Origin of the sequence: Undibacterium sp. Xuan67W (assembly GCF_049340165.1) — a bacterium.
Lineage (GTDB): Bacteria > Pseudomonadota > Gammaproteobacteria > Burkholderiales > Burkholderiaceae_D > Undibacterium.
In genome coordinates, this window is the sequence record NZ_JBMPPN010000008.1 from 141608 (window position 1) to 161937 (window position 20330).

General features: G+C 47.1%; 17 protein-coding genes. 13 read left to right on the forward strand and 4 right to left on the reverse strand.

All coding sequences use genetic code 11. The features are described 5' to 3' along the window. Nucleotides 1–59 precede the first annotated feature (59 nt). From ACO0LE_RS09665 to ACO0LE_RS09680, 4 genes are all read right to left on the reverse strand, one after another. The gene (locus ACO0LE_RS09665; RefSeq protein ID WP_422960173.1) at nucleotides 60–836 is read right to left on the reverse strand and encodes an OmpA family protein; all 777 of its coding nucleotides are present in this window, start codon (nucleotides 834–836) and stop codon (nucleotides 60–62) included. 4 nt (nucleotides 837–840) lie between these two features. Further along, nucleotides 841–1827 carry a type VI secretion system-associated protein TagF gene (tagF, locus tag ACO0LE_RS09670; protein WP_422960174.1) on the reverse strand — a complete coding sequence of 329 codons (987 nt, stop codon included), beginning with the start codon at nucleotides 1825–1827 and terminating at the stop codon, nucleotides 841–843. Next, nucleotides 1827–5729, reverse strand: a complete 3903-nt coding sequence (gene tssM / locus ACO0LE_RS09675; protein WP_422960203.1) for a type VI secretion system membrane subunit TssM — start codon at nucleotides 5727–5729, stop codon at nucleotides 1827–1829. The genes tagF and tssM overlap by 1 nt, the downstream gene beginning before the upstream one ends. A gap of 207 nt (nucleotides 5730–5936) precedes the next feature. Continuing rightward, a complete protein-coding gene (locus ACO0LE_RS09680) occupies nucleotides 5937–6779 on the reverse strand; it encodes a M15 family metallopeptidase (protein WP_422960175.1) in 843 nt (280 codons plus the stop codon). A 234-nt stretch (nucleotides 6780–7013) separates the two neighbouring features. Here ACO0LE_RS09680 and ACO0LE_RS09685 point away from each other — a divergent pair, with 234 nt between their 5' ends. From ACO0LE_RS09685 to ACO0LE_RS09745, 13 genes are all read left to right on the forward strand, one after another. Next, a complete protein-coding gene (locus ACO0LE_RS09685; RefSeq protein WP_422960176.1) occupies nucleotides 7014–7961 on the forward strand; it encodes a hypothetical protein in 948 nt (315 codons plus the stop codon). Between the two features lie 317 nt (nucleotides 7962–8278). After that, the gene (locus ACO0LE_RS09690) at nucleotides 8279–8986 is read left to right on the forward strand and encodes a hypothetical protein (protein WP_422960177.1); all 708 of its coding nucleotides are present in this window, start codon (nucleotides 8279–8281) and stop codon (nucleotides 8984–8986) included. Nucleotides 8987–8993: 7 nt separating this feature from the next. Next, the gene (locus ACO0LE_RS09695; protein WP_422960178.1) at nucleotides 8994–9380 is read left to right on the forward strand and encodes a hypothetical protein; all 387 of its coding nucleotides are present in this window, start codon (nucleotides 8994–8996) and stop codon (nucleotides 9378–9380) included. A 62-nt stretch (nucleotides 9381–9442) separates the two neighbouring features. Then, the gene (locus ACO0LE_RS09700; protein ID WP_422960179.1) at nucleotides 9443–11683 is read left to right on the forward strand and encodes a type VI secretion system Vgr family protein; all 2241 of its coding nucleotides are present in this window, start codon (nucleotides 9443–9445) and stop codon (nucleotides 11681–11683) included. Between the two features lie 2 nt (nucleotides 11684–11685). After that, nucleotides 11686–12300 carry a DUF6484 domain-containing protein gene (locus tag ACO0LE_RS09705; RefSeq protein WP_422960180.1) on the forward strand — a complete coding sequence of 205 codons (615 nt, stop codon included), beginning with the start codon at nucleotides 11686–11688 and terminating at the stop codon, nucleotides 12298–12300. 47 nt (nucleotides 12301–12347) lie between these two features. After that, nucleotides 12348–13442 (forward strand): DUF2169 family type VI secretion system accessory protein, encoded by a 1095-nt coding sequence (locus tag ACO0LE_RS09710; protein ID WP_422960181.1) that lies wholly within the window; start codon nucleotides 12348–12350, stop codon nucleotides 13440–13442. Between the two features lies 1 nt (nucleotide 13443). Next, the gene (locus ACO0LE_RS09715) at nucleotides 13444–14538 is read left to right on the forward strand and encodes a hypothetical protein (RefSeq protein WP_422960182.1); all 1095 of its coding nucleotides are present in this window, start codon (nucleotides 13444–13446) and stop codon (nucleotides 14536–14538) included. Nucleotides 14539–14550: 12 nt separating this feature from the next. Further along, on the forward strand, nucleotides 14551–14940 hold the full coding sequence (locus ACO0LE_RS09720) for a DUF4150 domain-containing protein (protein ID WP_422960183.1): 390 nt from the start codon (nucleotides 14551–14553) through the stop codon (nucleotides 14938–14940). Between the two features lie 4 nt (nucleotides 14941–14944). Next, nucleotides 14945–16204: an HNH/endonuclease VII fold toxin-2 domain-containing protein gene (locus tag ACO0LE_RS09725; RefSeq protein ID WP_422960184.1), complete on the forward strand. Its 1260-nt coding sequence runs from the start codon at nucleotides 14945–14947 to the stop codon at nucleotides 16202–16204. A 12-nt stretch (nucleotides 16205–16216) separates the two neighbouring features. Beyond that, nucleotides 16217–17266 carry a hypothetical protein gene (locus ACO0LE_RS09730; protein ID WP_422960185.1) on the forward strand — a complete coding sequence of 350 codons (1050 nt, stop codon included), beginning with the start codon at nucleotides 16217–16219 and terminating at the stop codon, nucleotides 17264–17266. A gap of 11 nt (nucleotides 17267–17277) precedes the next feature. Beyond that, on the forward strand, nucleotides 17278–17667 hold the full coding sequence (locus ACO0LE_RS09735; RefSeq protein WP_422960186.1) for a DUF4150 domain-containing protein: 390 nt from the start codon (nucleotides 17278–17280) through the stop codon (nucleotides 17665–17667). Nucleotides 17668–17671: 4 nt separating this feature from the next. Continuing rightward, entirely contained in the window at nucleotides 17672–19084 is a 1413-nt protein-coding gene (locus ACO0LE_RS09740) for a hypothetical protein (RefSeq protein WP_422960187.1), read from the forward strand. A gap of 15 nt (nucleotides 19085–19099) precedes the next feature. After that, nucleotides 19100–20128 carry a hypothetical protein gene (locus ACO0LE_RS09745; RefSeq protein WP_422960188.1) on the forward strand — a complete coding sequence of 343 codons (1029 nt, stop codon included), beginning with the start codon at nucleotides 19100–19102 and terminating at the stop codon, nucleotides 20126–20128. The last annotated feature ends 202 nt before the right edge of the window (nucleotides 20129–20330 follow it).

Here is a 20330-nt window from a genome sequence, read left to right on the forward strand (position 1 = left end):
AGGTAGCTGCTTTCTTTATCTAGCTATTACACAGACGACGATGAAAATAGCTGTGCATATTATTGCGCAACCCTAAATTCAATGCGTCGATTACGAGAGCGCCCATCTGATGTTTCATTACTCGCAATCGGACGATCAGAGCCTTGACCAGAAGTTGCAATACCCTCTGCGTTGATATTCTTCGTGATCAGATATACCTTTACGGCATCCGCTCTAGCCTGACTCAACGACAGATTCGATACGCGTAGTCCCTGATTATCCGTATGGCCTATCACTTCAATTTTTCGATTACTAATTTTTTGCAAAGCCAAAGCCATCTCATCCAAAATAGCTTTGCCGCCTGGTGTGAGTGCAGCTTTTCCGCTTTCAAATTCAATAATGCGATTTGCGAGAGTCGCATCTAACATGTTTTGCTCTGAAGCGGAGACGCGCAAACCGTTATTTACCGTATAGGTCGGATTAAGATTGGTAGCGATGTCACTGGCAATCTGCTGACGTTGCGCCTCATTTGCAACTTCACCCCGAACGCTGACCGTATTACCATCAATTTTCAACTGTCCTTTACTAATCAACTTCAGATTAGGATTAATCAATTTTTGAACATACGTATTCCAATTAGCTGGTAATGCGACCTGCCCTACCGCAATTTGATCGACAACCCTGTCTGCACCGTAAAGCTCACGTAATTTCGCAAGAACACTCGCCTTACTCGCCTCATCAGGAACAGTACCACTCGCCAGGACTTGGCCTGGCGCAGGCGAAATCATTGGTGGTACCGTATTTTGCGACCATGCAAATTTTGAAGTCAGCAAGAGAAAAAATAAAATAATACGCATAACGTTAAGCTCCAATAAAAGCTTCGCAGAAAGAGTCGCGAGCGGACTTCAACGAAAGATCCGGCTGATCCAAGTAGCTAGATAATTTTTGTATGTTGTAGTTAGAATGAATCTGTTCTTCTACCCATTGCACATTTTCAAACGAAATATGATGAGACAGTCCGACCTGAGCATCCATGATCGCCTGTAGAGTGCGCGGCGAAGCGCCACTAAAACCAACGATCATGGATGGTTTATGTTCTATCTGAGTGAAAAACACCGCTAGTTCAAAGTCAACTTTTAATAAGAAGGGGGTAATCAAATTCATCCAAAACGATGCCACCAAATAACGATATATCGGGTCAGCAGGTAACGGAATCACCAGACTTTTTTCCAAACGACTTGAGCCGCTGGACATTACGGGTTCTAACAAAAAACCTAAAGCCAGCATGACTTGTCGGACTGATCCTGTGAAACCCGTTTGTGCCAACATCGCGTTCAGTGCACCGACAGTCTGCGCATATAAAAAATCCGTGAACGCAGCCTCATAAGCAGCAGGAGTCAATTCCAAATCAATATTCGTCGCAGACATTTTTTGCAATGAAGTCACTGGATTTTCAGAGTTAACAATCTCATTAACAAAAGACTGCATATGTTTCCAGAGGCGAGCCAACACTAGTGGATGACGCTGAACAAATTCTGGAGGATCCTCAATCTCCATCGTACTCATTGCCAAAAATGGAAATCTACGTTGTGCCTCATCCGTACTTGCCACAATATGTCCGGCAATAGAACGCTTACGTCGAGGTCCAATAAACGCAAAATGCATCGGTGGCACTGCATCATAGGTGATTTTCCAACGAGGATCTAAGGCCAATAATTCCATTGCCTGCGCCAACCAATCGTCGATGACGGGGATCAATGCCGGATTATCTGTCGCTTTAACAAAATCGCCGCGGCTAGGTATTTTTCCAAAATAACCAACCGCTGTTTGAGTCGCATTCTTATTCATTACTTGCCCCCGTTCGTAGTTGCAGTGGCACCAGTAATTGTTGTCGATGATACGCTAGAGGGGTTGAGGCTATCGCTCATGGTTGGAACCCCACCAACGATAGACTCAGGAAGTTTTACGCCACGAAATCCTTGCCCCTGCGGGGAATTAGATCCCGTAGCCGCAGTTTGCGGACTGCTAATCGTTCTCAAATTAAACGCGACAGTGATATTGCTACTGACCCAGGACAACTCAAATACACCACCATCCTTACGCTTACGGCTAGCCGTATTAATCATTCTCTCTAGGCCAAAACGTCCCGGTTGATTGAGTACCTCAATAGTTTTACCGTCAAAAGTTACTGCCGTAATACGGGCACCCGGCGTTCCTTGTGGATTAGGCCAGACCATATTCGTCCACTGAGCAGGTGTATTGCGATAACGCAATTGTTGCCCATCAATTTCAACTGTGTATTCCAAGGTGCCTGGTGCAGGTAAGGGTTGAATCTGAAACACGGTTTGCGCCTCTGCACCAGTCGAGCTGGCAACACCACCAGCACTTAACGGCGCTACCCATCCTGGAAAATTAGTGACCACTTGTGGGATCAGGGAAATTCCCATGTTGGCCCATGTCTTCGGTACCAACGTATCTCCACGCCTGACAATCAACGCTCCCATGGATGTATTAGCAAATTTGGCGATGGCCCCCTCAGGCCCGAAAATCTGTCCGATCTCTGAGTTACTTGCCTCTATTTTTGAATCTGGAGTAAACGGATATTTACCCGCCAAACTTTTTTGAAATGGTTCATAGACCTGGGCTACCCAAGTTTTATTTACTTCCACTTCACTTGGCTTCACGATCACCGCAAAACTTTGCATCAAAGGCCTTACCAATAATGGCCGGATCGCCGCCTTTTGCTCGTCTGTCATGCCGGTTAACATTTGTTCATCAACATACTTTAATGCTTCAGCTAATTCAGACCCACCGCCTTCCAAGGTCTGCTGCATCAGTTGCTTAGCGCCTGGCCCTGTATCGCCCTGATTCTTTAGTTGATTAAATCGACTGCGTACCTTTGATAAAGCATCCATATAGCCACGCATTAATGAGGCATCTTTATCCTTGCTACCAACCAATTTGGCGACACCGGAAAACTCGCGACCGACGAGCCCCATCGGTATTTCGGTTTTTGGCAAATTGCTTGCATGAATATCGAGATTCACATTTACTGGCGTTGGATTTTGTCGAAGAATCGTCTCCTTAAACCAGCCGACAATCCCCTTTTGAGCACGCGACAAACTGTCATTGAGCAACGAAGGATTGTCCCAAGACGTTTGCTGATAAATCGTTGCTACAATTTTGTTAATTGGTGATGTTTGAGGGTCACCAAGGCGGTTCATTGCCACGACGGCACCATCGAAGCTGCTCAATTCAGAAACAGAAACGCCTTGGACAAACTTTTTCCATTCTTTTGCATATTCTGTTTTGTACATCTCGACTAGAGATTTTTGAATTTGCTCAGGGCTACCCTCCAGGGTCAAATCATCTTTAGATGCAGTTTTTAATACCCAGTCAGCGCTTTGTAATTCCTTATTTGCGGCATCCTTAAATGCGTCTTGTATAAAATTTTGCCAAGCATCTCGAGTAAATGTTCCTGGTACCGCATAGCTTCCGACCACTAACTCTTTATTTTCGTCGCCGACAATTTTTGCGACGGTAATAGCTGAAAATCTCGTAGCTGCTCTGGCTTTCACATCAGCGTAAACGCGATCTCGTGCGGGCATACCTTTGACTACACGGCGCAAGTTCTCTCGTGACTGGTCAACCAAAGCCAGTTTATTGTCGAGTTGAGGCCATGACGGATCACTCATCTGTGTGAGATAAAAATCAATCATGCGTTCGGCGCTGCGAATCATCTGTTCACGCGACATCGCACCACGATTGCTCTCCAGCCAAACGCGCCAGAACCGGGTCAACTGGTCATTAAGATGGCTCGACTCAGCACGGGCTTTGTCGCCTAACATCAAATAAGTTTTAAGCGCGTTATAGGCATCTTCCACGTTCGTGGGAGATACATCTTTAAACTGCTGAGCCGAATTAATAATATTTGTAGCAACTGGAGAAGGCACCAAACCATTAGCATTAACCGCGACTGCACTTGCAGCACTAGGGGCGGACGTTAAATTGATGACATTTGCTGTAGAAACCCCAGCAAATTGAGGGGCCTTTGTCATTGGCTCTAATTTACCTGCGTTTGCATTCACCTCAGCAAGAAACGCCTCTAAATTTAGAGCAACTGGTTTCAACATCACCTCCTTCATACCCGAGAAATATTCTTCACGTAATTTACGTTCTAGAATGTCACCCTGATATAAACCCATACTGAGCGACCATGGTCGATTGGTGCGATATTGATCTAACTGCTCGATACGATCCTGTAATATTTCTAGCGCCTCAAAACGTGATTGCAAATCGATCCGTTTTTCCTGTAGCTTAATCACCTTATCCAGATCTGCCTGGACATTAGCAACCAATTGCCTGTTGCCCATGTACGACCAACTCCATGCACCAAGCAAGAGTCCAACTAAAACTGTCGCGGCAAAAAAAGTGGTGTATCGGAGTTTTATCTTGTTACGGCTAGCATACTGCGCCACTAGATCTTTATCCGCAAAGATCACTTTGCGAAATAAATCCAATAAAAAAAATCCGTGCTGGGAAGAAATCTCCGCTTTTGGCTGCGCCTTCATTTTCAAATCAAACCGTTGAGCAATGCGCTCGGACGATGCACTGACAGAGGCCCCCTCTTGCAAGGCACTTGTAAAATAAAATCCCCGAAAGATCGGTTTGAACTGAAATGGATTTTCTTCAAAAAGAGTGGCGATAAAAGCTCTGAGCGGACTTTTAATTGAAGCGAATTCCAAAGGAAAAGTAAACACGCCAGGAGGCATGCGGTCGCCTCGATTGAGCGACATACTAGCCAGACTGACTTCCTTTAAACCATCATATAATTCGTCGAAGCGCGTATCAAAAAAATTAAGCATATCCTGATTGCTACTCTTAAGATTATAGGGAAGCGTGGCTCCCCATACTCTATCTCGCTCAGCACGCTCACTATCTAGGAAAAATTCACTAAAACCAGCAATCAAATCAGCCTTGGTAAAGACCACGTAAACAGGCGCGAAAACTTCTAACCGCTCAGTCAGTTCCTGCACTCTCTGACGCAAGTTCTTAGCCAGATTGATACCAAACTCAGGCCGATTACCAGTCAGATCGGCAATACTAACGGCAATAATAATACCGTTGATTGGCGCACGTTTACGGTACTTCTTTAGGAGATCAAGGAAACCAAACCACTCCCATCTATCCTCTTCATTAACCGAATATCGACCAGCAGTATCGAGGACGATTCCATTGGTAGTAAAGAACCAATCGCAATTTCGCGTGCCGCCAATACCTTGTACGATTTTTCCATTTTTATCCGCAAATGGAAATTGCAAACCTGAATTGATAATCGCCGTACTTTTACCAGCCGCAGGATTCCCGAGAATCATGTACCAAGGTAATTCATAGAGAGCGGCTTCTCCAGAAACCAACCCTAATTTAGATGTTTTGATCGTAGTAATGGCATCAAGCATGCGCTTGCGGATCCAATCCACCTCGGTCTTATTTGCATCAACATTCTTTGCCGGCTTATCTGCTTGCTGCTCCAACATCTGGCCAAATTGTTGCGATGAGCGCTTTTCACGTCTTCGTAACAGTAATTGATATCCAAAATACGCTAGCAAACTAATGAAAAAAACAATTACCGCCCAGAACATCGAGATTTGCAATAAATCTGCAGCTAAAAATAAAAATCCTGCAAGTGCCACAAAACCAATAACAACCAGAGTTCGCTTATCAGTTAAAAACTGCCAAATTCGATGCATGATGAAATAAGTAATAAAAAAATAAATAGTAAGGAACCAAGGTGGACCATAAATCAACAACGGGCCTTGATGACATTTAAGCGATGCGAACTAAGATCCTCATTTGTAATTCAAGACAATTCTCAATAGAAAGACAAAACAAATCAAAGAACTATTGGGACATATTGACGACATTCCCCTTACATTGGATCGGCATGACTAAGCTAATCACTTGGTTTTGTGAAGACTGGCTGATCGCAACTCCGTATGGCCAAAATCCATCATTTTCCAACGCCCACCCCAATGCAAACCAAGCGACTCAGCAACCTCTCCATATAACTGATAACCACGCATTGCCCATTCATCCTTCTCAGATATGACCAATTTTCCATTTCGTAAAAATGCACAATCAGCGGCAAGTCCATATTGATGAAAACTTTGAAAAGCGGCCGCATTGGTCACGTTACTGCCCATGGCAGCCAGCATGTTCTGCCGCTCAGGACTGCGATAACCTTCCAAGATAGCCATCTCGTAGCCATGTTTTTCTTTCATGATTTTAAAGACCAGCAACAACCTTTGAGAAAAATCATTATCGAGTAACTGCCAATTTCTACTTGCATTGATCAACATCGGCCGAACTTGCAATACCTCCTCTGTCGTAAATAAGATCGGTGGCAATGCGGCGGGAGGCACTAACTGCTCGCCCTTTAACAACTCTGCAACCTGAGTATTTACTTGTCTCGTTGAGACATCAAAGCCATCCAACATCGTTTTATCGCTAGCCAGCCACGCAACCAATGGAGGTAAACAAACAGCGACTAAGCAAACTAGCAACATTAAAAAATGTCGCTTCACAAAAACAGAACACGAACCCAACAGAACAATTAAGCCCCTTCTGAGTTCATCAAAACCAATTTGTGGAAAGCGTCTTCCATTTTCAAAAAAACGGTCTATTCGCACGCCAACGTCTTGCAAAGTGCGCATAACAGACTCTCTTCCTACTGGAAATAACAATAACCAGGCGGCAAAGCAAGCAAGCAAAAAATAAAGAGTAACCAACAAAAAAAACACTCAAAACCTCAAAATAATTGGCAGACTCAAATTAGAAATAATTAATTGTCATGCTTATTAATCAACCATTACAATAGAGTATAACTTAGTATTATAACAATCTGAATTTGCAATTTAATAGTTAGTCAACGAATTAAATCCTCTCTTTGCCGATATCTGCATCAAAAGAGACGGGTTGAAATTTCTCTTTTATTTATAAAAAGCAATATTTTTATCGCTTGTTAGGAGTAGATTTTGTCAAGGCCTGAAGAGAACCCATTAGGTAAAAGTAAGCCGAGTTTATTGTCGTCAGCAAACAATCCCGTTACTGATAACAACCGTATTCTCGCCAGTCTCGAAGAGAATAATAAGTTATTTGATAACGCAAACCACAAAACCAGCAAACGCTCAATTGCCCTGAAAATAGCCCTGGGTACCTTACTGCTTTTGCTGATGGCGGGTCTGTGGGCCATGTACGAAAATGCGACCTCTCCTGTGCAGCGTCCAACCGAATTAGTGAAGAGAGATGCCCAAATAGCACCAACTGCGGTCTTGCGCCCCATCTCGCCAGATGACTCAGACAAACAATCTTCGTCTAAGCTCGAACCAAGCAACCAGGCAGCAACCATCGTTGATGAACCCGATCCACAAACCAAAATGTCATCAACACGTAGTCCGCACAACAATATGCAAGAAATACTTTCTGCAACCCCAGAACCAGATGCGCTTAAAAAAGCGCTGGAAGCAAAACCAGCGACATCCGTAAATACCAATAACATCGCCGTCACCCATGCGACAGAATCAGATAAAAGAGAAAAATCCATTCCGGCAATAACTGGCGCTAAAACAATACAAAAAAACGCATCAAAAATAGCGGCAACTCCAACAGGGAATCCCCCGTCTGCAAAATCGGTAGCAGACCCCGATGTAACCTTGCTCACTGCATTGGTTGCTCATACACATACCACCACGCAAACGGATTCCACACAGGCAAAACATCTGACGAATACTAAAACTCAACCGGCGAGCTCAGGCGAGGAAAACGCGACGGCAAGCAATAAATTGAAGCCTGTTGCGCGCAAAGAAACCGATGTAACGGCGGACCTTCTCCAGCAGTGCAAAAAGTTAGGATTAGCCGAGGCAGAGTTATGTAGGTGGCGCATATGCTCTGGAAGATGGGATTCCGACAGTGCTTGTAAGTGATTGTAACGAAGACAATATAGCCAAATAGTGTTGTGATAAAATAATTTGTATTGTCATATTTGCACTTTTTGAATCACGATAACCTAAATAAGCTCGATCCCTACGTGACACGACAAACATCGCGTCGGTCACTGTACAGGCCTATTTTCGCAACCCACACAGCAAATACTGCAAACGCTTCGCCATGCATTCAATCTCTGAATTGACAGCAACTCATTGGTTTGCATGATTAAGGATCGGCAAATTGAATTGCTGTTGAGAAAATAGTTTTCTTAGCACCAGACAGATGGATAACCAGCACATGATGTTCTACAACAATGCCTGATTACGTTATTGGAAAAAGTGCGCCACGGATATCACCCGATCCGGGCTCGGGGCAATGGTGCTCAGAAACGCAGACAGCTAATTTTTTAGTCTATAAGCGAGCGCTCGAAATGGCGATGGATACGCACGCCGTTGACGTCACCATCGGTGTGGATGCAGTAAAGCACATGCGTCATTACATGAATAACACCGGCAATGACTACATGTTAGACATGGCGGATTTACTCAAAAAATCGTCACAACTAAAGCAGAAATACGAAGCTGATTTAGCCTTAGCAAAAACGTTTGTGAAAAATCTAGCCGACGGTGAATACGACATCACGTCACAAAAGTTAGGTCATGGCTACTTCTACAAATCTCAAGATATCAATTTGTTTTTTGCGATAGGCGGCTATTCATTCTGGGGGCAAGGCAAAGTCAACATCAGCTCACAAAAAGGTATCACCACGTATGTCCTGGATTTTGAGTTTCATTTTTATGACCGGTACAACTGGGATGGCGGAAAGTCCGTCACTATTGCCGGCATTCAAATTACCGATGCGTTCATGCAAAAATTCCATCGACAATGCTATGCAAAAGAATTCGATGTGCGAGGCCTTTTCAAACAAACGATGAGTTGGACAGAAAACAAAACCGCAGAAAAAAACAATCCACCTGCAAAAAAACCTCTCAGCAATCCTTTTGAATCACTGATGAAATAAGGCTCGCATGAAAAAGTTCGTTTTAGCTTTACTCATCGTTGTCTGCTGCGCCTCTTTGCTGCTCAATCTAAAGATGGCATCTACGACCGCACAATATTCGCACCTGGTTGCGGTCAGTTGGGGCGACAGTAAATATGCGCCCGCTCTATATGGCGCCTATGTTTTTACCGAGCCCAAAGATAAGGCCAGAGTAGTCCGGGCAACTGTCTACATTGACAGACCAAGTTTCTGGATCAGTGAACAACATCAGACCATCGATCTCGGTATCGTACAAGACGATGCCGAAGCGGTCGCCCGCTGGGGCAAAATTCTGTGGTCGGATGAAGGTGTCCAGTTCGGCTACGACAAACAAACTGTGCTAATTAAACGGGCAGATTTAGAGTCCCATCGATAGACAAGATTGACAAATCCGCCGCCGCTATAACCACTGCCCTAACTGCCTTCATTTAAAATCCTATGAGCACATTCCTAGACAACCTCACCAGCCGGCAAACCAACCGCATCTTACGATTATCGTTCCCCAACGATGACGGCCCAGACGATGCGCAGCTCTTACCCCAGGTCTTGAACGCCAGTGAACATATCTCTAAGGATTTTGACTTTGTCGTCGAACTGATTTCCGACAACGCCGAGCTCGAATTAAAACAACTCATCGGTAAAATGGTCACCATCGAGCTGGTGCGTGAAGACGGTAGCCTGCGCTATTTCAATGGCTATGTCTTTCGCTTCAGTCTGGACCATGTAGACGGCAACCTTGCCTACTACAAAATGCAGCTCTGTCCTTGGCTAGCCTATCTCAGCCACCGACATGACAACTACCTTTTCCACGGCAAGACCCTGCAAGACCAGACCGAAGATATTTTTGCCGACTACCCGATCAGAGATAGTGAATTAAAAATTCAGGGCACCGATCCCGTCATGACCGATGCCTGCCAGTTTGGCGAAAGTGATTACAACTACCTGCATCGTCGCTGGGAAGCCGCAGGCTGGCTCTATTGGTATGAACATCGCGCCGATGGCCACACCTTAATACTGGCAGACCAAAGCGACGTGCAATGTCCACCGATTGATGGTGACCCGCACATGCAATGGCAAGCCGAAGGTGGCTCCGTAGATGACGATGGCATCCACCGCTTCACCCCGGTGCGCACCCTCATGCCCACCCATTACACCGCCAGCAGTTTCGACTTTAAACAACCTCGCCCGCTACTAACCGACATCCCCACGACCACCCAACAAGGCGATGTCCCCGCACTCGAAGTCTACGAATATACCGGCGCTTACGGCTTCCAGAATCAAGCGCAGGGAGAAGCCCTCATCAGCACCAGTATGGAAGCCTTAGAAGCGTGGTCAAAACGCTTCGAGGCCACCAGCAATGACCGCACAGCTCAGCCGGGCCGCAGCTTTACCTTGACAGGACATTTCGATATCGGACAGTCCAGCCAAGATGCCAGCGATGCCGAGTTTGTCATTCTCGATGTCTTCCATTTCGCCCAAAATAATTACCAGATCACACACCAAGGTAGTGGCGCTGCCGAATACCGGAATGTCTTTACCTGCCTGCGTAAAAAGATCCCCTGGCGCCCCGCCCGTGGCTACAACAGCCAGTCCACCAAGATTTTTGGTATCCAAACCGCGCTGGTAACCGGCCCGGCTGGTGAAGAAATTCATACCGATGAATATGGTCGTGTACGGGTGCAATACCACTGGGACAGAGTCGGCAGCTACGACGAAAAGAGCTCCGCCTGGGTGCGTGTCGCCACAGCCTGGTCCGGCAGCAGCTTCGGGATGACCTCGATCCCCCGCATCGGCACGGAAGTCATCGTCCAATTTTTAGACGGCAATCCAGATCGCCCTCTCATCACCGGCATGGTCCCCAATGCCGCCACCATGCCCGCCTGGAGCTTACCCGCCAACAAGACCCAAAGCGGCATCCTGTCACGCTCAACACCTGGTGGTCACTACGATACCGCCAATGCGATTCGCTTTGAAGATAAAAAAGGTGCAGAACAACTCTGGCTCCATGCAGAAAAAGACCAGCTCACCGAGGTCGAGCATGATGAGGATAAATGGGTGGGTCATGACCGTCGCAAAACCATTGATCATGATGAGACCAGCCATATCAAGCATGACCGGACCGAGACCGTCGACAACGATGAAACCATCACCGTTCACAACAACCGTAAAGAACGTGTTGATCACAACGAGACCATTAGTATTGGCGATAACCGGACTGAGGATGTGGGGCAAAATGAAACCATCTCTATCGGCAGTAACCGAAGTGTAACGATTGGCGGCAGAAAATCAGAAACAATCGCGCTGCTCAAAACAGAAACCATCGGTCTCGCAAAAATGCTCACCATCGGTGGTCTTTATCAGACAACGGTCGGTGGCGCTAAAAATACGACCGTAGCGCTCATGCAATCTGGGCAAGTGGGTTTATCCGACTCACAAAAGGTCGGGCAAAACAAAACTGCTGAAATTGGAGAAAATTACACGATTCAGGTGGGTAAGCAGACGATCATTACCTCTGGCGAAGAGCTGTCAATTACTGTCGGCAAAGCGAGCCTCGTTATGAAGTCCGATGGCACCATTACCATCAACGGGCACACCTTCAACGTAGGCACTTCCGATGAACAAGTCTTCAAGGCCGATGGCAACATCACGCTCAAGGGACAAAAAATTCTGGAGAACTAAATATGCTTCAGAAACAAAGCTCGCCTCAACCCTCCCCTAACACGACTGCCACATTGGATCAGGTAACACCGGCCCATCATGCGTTGTTAGAAAACGTTGTGACGCAATCGCAACTTCCAGTTCGCCATGCAGACGGGATTGCTATAGGCGCACTGGAAGCGTTTGATGCCAGTGGCAAACCGCTGATTAGCATTGCTGCATTTGGCTTGTTATCTCTTCCAGCTCTGAGCCTGATTCCCTTAAGCAGTGCAAATCTAGGCGCGCAACTGGCATTAGGATTTGAGTTTGGCGACACACAACGGCCGATTATATTAGGCCTGATCATGTCCGCAACTTCACAAGAAGTGGCGCCCTCTTCGCATGTCATACCGCCTGCTGAGTCACTAACTGCATCAACAGACGAAAGCGCCGACGATCACTCAGGCGAAGAAGAACTCGACCTCATCGTCGATGGGCAACGCATCGTTCTACAAGCACAGCAGGAAATCGAATTGCGCTGTGGCGATGCCGCGATCATCTTAAGTGCAAATGGCCACATCCAGCTACGCGGCACCTATATCACCAGCCACGCCAGCGCAACCCAGCGTATTTTGGGTGGCTCGGTCAGTGTCAATTAGAGGTCAATATGGAAATGTTGGTCGCTTCAAAACACCTATTGGCTGAGATGACAACCACGCTTGATATACAAGGACGCGAACATTTAGTCATCGTCGTCAAGGCTAGCTGGCAGATCCCGCACGGTGGCCAGCGGCCTCGACCGATCATCCCCACACCTTTAGCACAAGCTGACGAATTTATTGGTGAACCTGGTGAGAGTGCCATGCGCTACGGTGCCGATTTCGCCCGATATAAACCGCGCTGTGATGTCCTGTTTGATGCGCACGCTCATGCGCCACAAGCGCAGGAAGTCAGCGAGTTGATCGCTGGATTTCAGATTGGCGACTTAAAAAAAGGGGTAAAGGTAATCGGCCCACGTAAGTGGCGAAAAACATTAGGCATTTATAGCTTTAGCAAACCTCAACTGTTCTCCAGCATGCCCCTGCACTACGGGCTGGCATTTGGTGGCACGCGCACATATCAAAAAGGAAGCGGGGATAACGCGCAGATCTTGACTGAAGCACTCCTCGCCAACCCCGCAGGTAGCGGATGGGGTGGAAGTAAAACCGCAGGCAATCTAGATGGTGAAGCAGCACCCTGCCTTCAGGCACTGAACGAGACCATCAGCAGCCCGACAGGCAAATACACCCCTGTCGCCTTCTCTGCGGTGGCACGGCACTGGCAGCCGCGCACGCGATACGTCGGCACTTACGATGCCCATTGGCAGCAAGAAATTTGCCCTTTTTTACCTGAAGATTTTGATGAACAATATCATCAATGCGCGCCGCAAGATCAGCAAATAGCCTACCCCAACGGCGGTGAAGAAGTCATTCTGCGCAACATGATGGCTGGGCGCGATTACGTCCGTTTTAAACTGCCCAAATTAGATCAGCTGCAAGTGCGCATACTGCGCAAAGACTATACGGTAGCAACACCAACAGCAGTAGTCGATACGCTGTATTTCGAGCCAGAAAAAGAACGCTTCTCAGCAATTTGGCGCGTTAGCGTCCCCATACAAAGACGCATACAAGAATTTAGCACTGTGGCGATAGGCCCCATTGATGTCGATTGGTGGCATAACAAAATCATGGGTCTTGACGGTCAAGGCTGTGCCGGATGTGGCAGCAACACTAGCCAGCAGAAGCAGAGACAGAGGACATAGCATGAGTAGTTTCTGGAATATTCTCAGACCCAAAGCCAACCCAGAGCCACAGATGTTAAGGCTAGGCATACGTGCAGCAGGATTGTGCTGCGCGGTTGGCTACCATCTGCGTGCTGCCAGTTGTGCATTGCGTGCCAATATGGACCACTTTCAGGAGAGTGAGTTTCAATCGCGCTTGGGTGATCCGATCTTAGTGGCACGCCTGCCAGAAACCAATTTATGGGGGCAAGAAAGACTGACGCGATGGCTAACTTACGCCATTAAAGACTGCTTACAACATATGCCTGAATTAGATACCAGCAAAATTCCTTTACTTTGGATCGCACCAGAACCGGGGCGCAATGGTACGGCAAGTGCCGAAGCAGATGACACTAAACTCCATTGGTACGCAGAAATATTTGATCTGGCAGTGAGCCAACTCGACATGCAATTTCATCCAAGTTCTGCGGTGCTGCCACAAGGGCGCGCAGGCTTGGCTGCGGCCTTAGCGCAAGCCATGGGCCTTCTGCAAGATGCACAACATCCTTACGTACTCTTAGCAGGTGTCGATAGCTATCTCGATGCCGCCACCATCAACCACTATTTGCATGACGAGCGCTTGCAAGTGCCGGGCAATTCAGACGGTTTTATCCCCGGTGAAGCGGCTGCTGCCGTGCTCTTGCACAAAGTAGATGCAACCGATGCTGGTGTCCACATTACCGGCTATGGCCAAGGGCAAGAATCAGGGAGGCCAGATGGCAGCGTGCCTAGTCGCGCCCAAGGTTTATCGCAGGCGATACGTGCTGCATTCAGCAACAGCACACAATCTTATACGGAGATGGAATTTCGCATCAGCGATCAAAACGGTGAGGCCTTCTTTGCACGCGAAGCGGCCAACGCCATGACCAGGGTCGCCCCCACAGGCGGGCAGAAATTACCCCTGCTCACCATGGCCGATTGTCTGGGCGAAGTCGGTGCTGCCACCGGCCCCGCTATGCTGGCCTACTTATCCAAGCTGATGCCGCACAACGCCAGCCCTGGCCAAAGCGGCCTGCTGCATCTGGCGAACGACGACGGCCTGCGTTGCGCTGTCGTGCTGCAATACACCTCAACTTAAAAAAGACCGTCCATGGAAACCAACGTTTTTGCAAACGACAACGAGATCTGCTCTAAAGCAGCAGACGGTATGTCTTCCGCCGCCTTTCCGGATCCTTGCTGGAGTCCCCCTGCACCAACTGCCGGGCCTGTGGTACTGCCTTATCCGAATACGGCGTTTGCAAATCAACTTGCCAATGGCAGCACCACCGTGTTCATCTGCGGCACGCCGGTAGCGCTTAAAGACGTCTCTTATCTAGCCAATAGCGTTGGTAACGAACCAGCGACACGAGCCTTCGCCAAAGGGCAAAAAACCGGCGTCATCAAAGGCAAGGCCTACTTTGTTGAGTGGTCATCCAATGTCAAGTTTGAAGGACTCAATGTGTGCAGACACAATGATCCTATGACGCATAATCACGGGTGATGGGATGAGTACAATTGGAAATACACCAGCTAAGTACTATCTTGATAACGAAGAAGCAAAGAAAAAATGCGCAAAAGATATAAAGGATATGGATGCCAAATGTAAACCCGACGAAAAAAATAAACATCGCGGCAAAGGCAAACCGAAATCCCGTGAAAAACATAAGGATGCTGGCAAGGAATCGAGTTGGGTATTGGATCATTGTGGACCGCTCTTGGTTCAACCAGGAGAAAATTTCACCGAATGGCTGGATAATTTCAAAGACATCGATGGAATAATGAAAAAGTTGGCGCAGGATTTGGGCGACAAAGTCATTACACAAATCGAAAAAGAAATTCTTGAATATGGTGGTAAAGCCCTGGCTAAGTTTGCGATACGGCGAGGGCTAACCGGTTGGATACCTGTTGTTGGCTGGATCATGACAGCGGTGGACGTGGCGACGACTGCATACGATGTCTCAACCAGAGTCGGAGAGCTTAAAACTGTCGTATCCGACCTTAAATCCACGGTAAGTAATTTACAGGAACAGGCCAGTAAAATCACCGGCACTTTTGATACGTATAAAGATAAACTTAAAAATTTCAGCAAGCTCTCAGAGACAGAGCAGAAAAAAGTCGCAAGAGAAGTGATGGTCGATGTGCAGTCGGCCTATGGTGCTGCAAACCCATGTTTGCGAGCGCGTAAGTGCATGTTGGTGCCGTTCAATAAAGGCGCTGCAGATAAATGGGCAGGGAAAGGATGCTGCCCCGGTCAGACAGGCCATCACTTATTGCCAGACGCGATGTTTAGAGATCCTGTTGCAAGTGAAAAAGCAAAGGAGGCCTGGAAAAACGATCCTAAAAATAGAAGTGCAACGACGAATAAATTCAAGTCCATGAGCCGTGAAAAACTCCCCAAAAAAGAATGCTGGGATGGCTATAGTGAGGGTGGATCACCGACAATATGTGCCGAAGGTGCCAATCAGCACGCTGGTTCACATGGGGTATTGCATACGTTAACGCAGACAAAGCTCAAAGCATCCGGAAATATCGGCAAGAAAGAGATGTCCTATAACGATGCTCGTGATCTGACGCTGACAGAAGTCAGTAAAACATACGGTTGTGATGAAAAATGTATGAAGGCGCAGCTGGATGCATATTACTGCGGAAAAGCTGCTAGCAAGCAGCCAGGATGTCCAGATTGTGAACACGCCAAAGTTGTGCCAAATTCTGGGATGGGTACTGATGATTTACCGGATCAATCCGCAGGTGATGTTGATGGTTAATTGGAGAAGTGTATGATTTTTGATCGAGATAGTTGGAAAAGAATTTGTGATGGTTTTTTCATTCGCGATTGTACTATTGGTTTTGAGGATGGCAGGCTAGGATTTCATATGGTCGAAGAAACCGACGATCACCATCTCGACGATGGTTGGAAAACTCGGTTCGTATCAGTAAGGATGAACGAACCGATGGAGAGTAGATTCTTTACATTGACAGGTGGGAATCTTAGTTTTACCACCATATCTTCAGCGTGGGCACCAAGCCAAACTGAATTTGTGATGGCGGATGTGTTGTGCCGTGTTTGGAGTTATAAACCAAAAACGTATAAGGGCAATGAACCCGAGGTTCCATTTGATGGGAAGGGATATGGTCTGCCAGATGTAGGTGAAATTGGCAGCACAATAAATAAAGTTGTACGGGTAGGAACAAGTGTTTATGGCGTGGGAACACCTTTACGGGTTTTCCAGAGAATGCCTAACCAGCAATGGCACGAGCATAAGGGAATACCTATTCCAAAGGAGTTCAAGAGCAAAGATAGAGAGACCGTTCTTAATGCAATCAGTAACAGCACTTTCTTCGATTTAGCTGGCTTTTCAGAAGCGGACATGTACGCAGTTGGTGATGCCGGAATTGTTTGGCACTTTGACGGAAAGCTCTGGAAACAAATTGCATTTCCAACCAATTTACGTTTGCAAACGGTAACCTGCGCGGGCGATGGCAATGTGTATATCACTGACATACGTGGATCATTATGGTGCGGCCGTGGTGCCGAATGGAAGCAAACTGCCAAATCCGACAGAAGCTTGCCATTTGCTGATGCTGGCTGGTTTGATGGCAGACTGTGGTGTGCCAATGATTACGGAATGATGGTATTCGAAGGGAAAACGTTCGTTCAAGCGCATCAGGCCAAGGTCAATCCCATCCCCACAGAAGTTGCTTTACTGAGTCATCGATTTGACATCTCACCAGACGGCAAGCAAATGCTTGTTTGCGGTGGACACGGCGCAGCAATGAATCGTGACGGCAAATGGGAAGTGCTTTTTAATGGCGACGATTTTCAATAAATCAGTCGTCCATGGAAACCAACGTTTTTGCAAACGACAACGAGATCAGCTCAAAAGCAGCAGACGGCAAATCATGCGCTTCTTTCCCTGATCCTTGCTGGAGCCCGCCAGCACCGACTGCAGGGCCGGTGGTACTGCCTTACCCTAATACGGCCTTCGCAAATCAACTGGAAAATGGTAGCACCACGGTGTTTATCTGCGGTACGCCGGTTGCTCTTAAAGATGTGTCTTATTTAGCCAATAGCGTAGGTAATGAACCGGCTACGCAAGCTTTTGCCAAAGGGCAAAAAACCGGTGTCATCAAAGGTAAGGCCTACTTCACTGACTGGTCACCCAATGTTAAGTTTGAAGGGCTCAATGTGTGCAGACACAACGATCCTATGACAAATAACCACGGGTAAAGTCATGACAACTGCCGCACAAAAAATTCAAGCGAGTAAAGCAGCCGCTCAGAAAAAGCGCAAAGCGACCGGCGATGCTTCTAAAAAAGACAAAAAAAAACCAGCAAAAAAAACTAAGACTGGACATATCTCCACATCAAATACGGCCGCATATCATTACTTTGATCGTAAAAATGTTAAAGCTGTTTGCCAGGATGATAAGAAACGTATTAGAAAGGCCTGTAACGACAAAGCAGACGCTGAGGAAGAGTCTAAAAAATCAGTAGACAGCGCTAGACTTGATCCCAAAAAAACCAATGCCACCACAAGAAGTTTAACCACTACCTTAAAAAAAGGCCTGACTGCAATTGACGGTCTTGGCAAAAAAAAGAGCGGTTACACGCAAAACGACAGCAATAAATGGATGGAAAATCACTGCGGTGGATTATGGAATAAACCAGGTGGCGTAACTGACCCCAAAGGTGAAAAAATACCGAATACCGAAGCGTTTAAAGAACAGATCAAAGACAAAGTAGGAGATCTTACTAAAGCGGCGGAAGACGTAGAAAAGGTTGCGAAAGAAAAATTAGAAAATTATGCCAAAGACTACTTCAAAGACCACGCAAAAGATGTCATGGATAGCGCGGCTGAAAAAGCCGCCAAGCGTATCGCTTTAATCCGTACACCTGCATTGGCCGGGCTGGTCTCTCGCCTGGGCATGTGGGAGTCAATGGGACAACTGATCGGTAACGCAGCCGGTGCCATCGTCACTGGCGATATAGAAACGAAGTTCAATGCTGTCGTCAAAACAGTCGAGGATTCAGTTGCAAAAGTGGCCGAATATAAAAAGCTGCTCACGACTGGTTTGGAAGACGCTATGGCCAGCACCATGGCAGGTATTGCGGTAGCCAACCCCTGTATTAAAGCGCGTAAATGCTTGCTTGTGCCATACAAGGATGCAGACAAAACGGCAAAAGGCAATGGTTGTTGCCCAGGCCAGACTGGTCACCACGTACTGCCCAGCGCCATGTTCAATAAGTATGCGCCAGTCACCGATGCCAAGGGCAAAACGACAATGAAGGCCGATGGTAAACGCGATTGCTGGAAGAATTACGATCACGATCAGGCACTTACCATGTGCCTGGAGGGAACGACTAACCGCGCTACCAATGGTAGCCATGGATTGGCGCATGCGGGTACAGCAGAAATTCTCCAAGATCAGCGCAATTCACCGGATATGCCCTATACCAAGGCAAGAGACGAGATATCAACCATGTTTTCCAAGGCCTACGGCTGTAATGCAAAGTGCATCCAGGCGCAACTAGACGATTCATTGAAAGACAAGCATAGTTGCGGCGATTTAAAGAAGGCACAAGTTACACCCCATTCTGGTGAGTCTGGTGGCGGTCCAAAAGTCGACGGCGGTAAAAACGATTAACTATTAGGAAAACAAATGAAGCCATTATTTGATAAGAAGCATTTTATTCAGTTGTTGAGGGGTTATACGATCTACGATTGTGCGATCAATAACAAAGATCGGTATTGTTTTTTGTTGGTGGAAGAAGCTGATAATCGCGATACCCTTCCACGCACTCGTTTCGTAATTGTTTTGGCAGACAATCCTATGGAAGAAAGATTTGGATGGTATGAGACAGGCGACCTCACGTTTACTACCTTTGTGCGTGGCATTAATCCCCCTGAATATGTGGGGGTTGATACGAGAAGTAATGTTTATTCATCCAATGCACAACGCAAAGGGGAAGAAAAGTCCATAGACCAAGTCATCGATATGCGTACGCATCAAGGGGGCGCTGGTATTGTCAGAAAAGTGGTGCGTGCAGCGGGACAAGTCTATGCCCTAGGTAATTACAGAAAGATCTATCGCCGCATAGGCATGGAACAATGGATAGAGCTAGGCCAAGAAGGCAAAGGCGTGCCGGTACCTGCGGACATCGAAACAGGAAAAAGCTATTCTCAGGGTTTAGGCTTCCGCGATATGAGCGCCTTCTCAGCAGACGACATGTATGCAGTCGGCGGCGACGGTGATGTCTGGCGTTTTGACGGTAATAAATGGCATAACTGCCCGATCCCGACAAATGCTGATTTACGCACGGTGTGCTGCGCGGGCGATGGTCAGGTCTACATCACAGAAATGAATGGCAGTGTCTGGGCAGGCCGCGCCGACAAATGGAAGCGCATCGTTGTAGCAGACATCGCGCCCGGCTATCAACCGGTGGATGCAGTCTGGTTTAACCAGCGCCTGTATCTGGGTGGGCAAGAAGGCTTATGGACTATCGATATCAAAAATAAGAGTCTCGTACCTTTGGACGAAGTAGAAAGTGACGCACCAAATGCCACCAACGGCGGTCGTCTCGACCTCAGCCCAGATGGTAAATATCTACTCACGGCCGGGCCACACGGCGCATGCCTCAACGATGGCACAGGTTGGAAAAGGCTGTTTAGTACTTTTGATTTTTTGTGATGCCATATAAAAGCAGGTTTGCCGTCATAGGATTGAAGTTTTAATTTTATGATGCGACACCGCCACCACGCACTTCCCATGCGCCTGTTGGCGGCATGTGCTTGGAAAAGTGCATGGATAGTGCGTGGTGGAGTGATGTATTTTTGATTTTCTCGGGAAAAATCAAGGCGACACGAAGAAAAATCGTCACTAAACCAGCGCT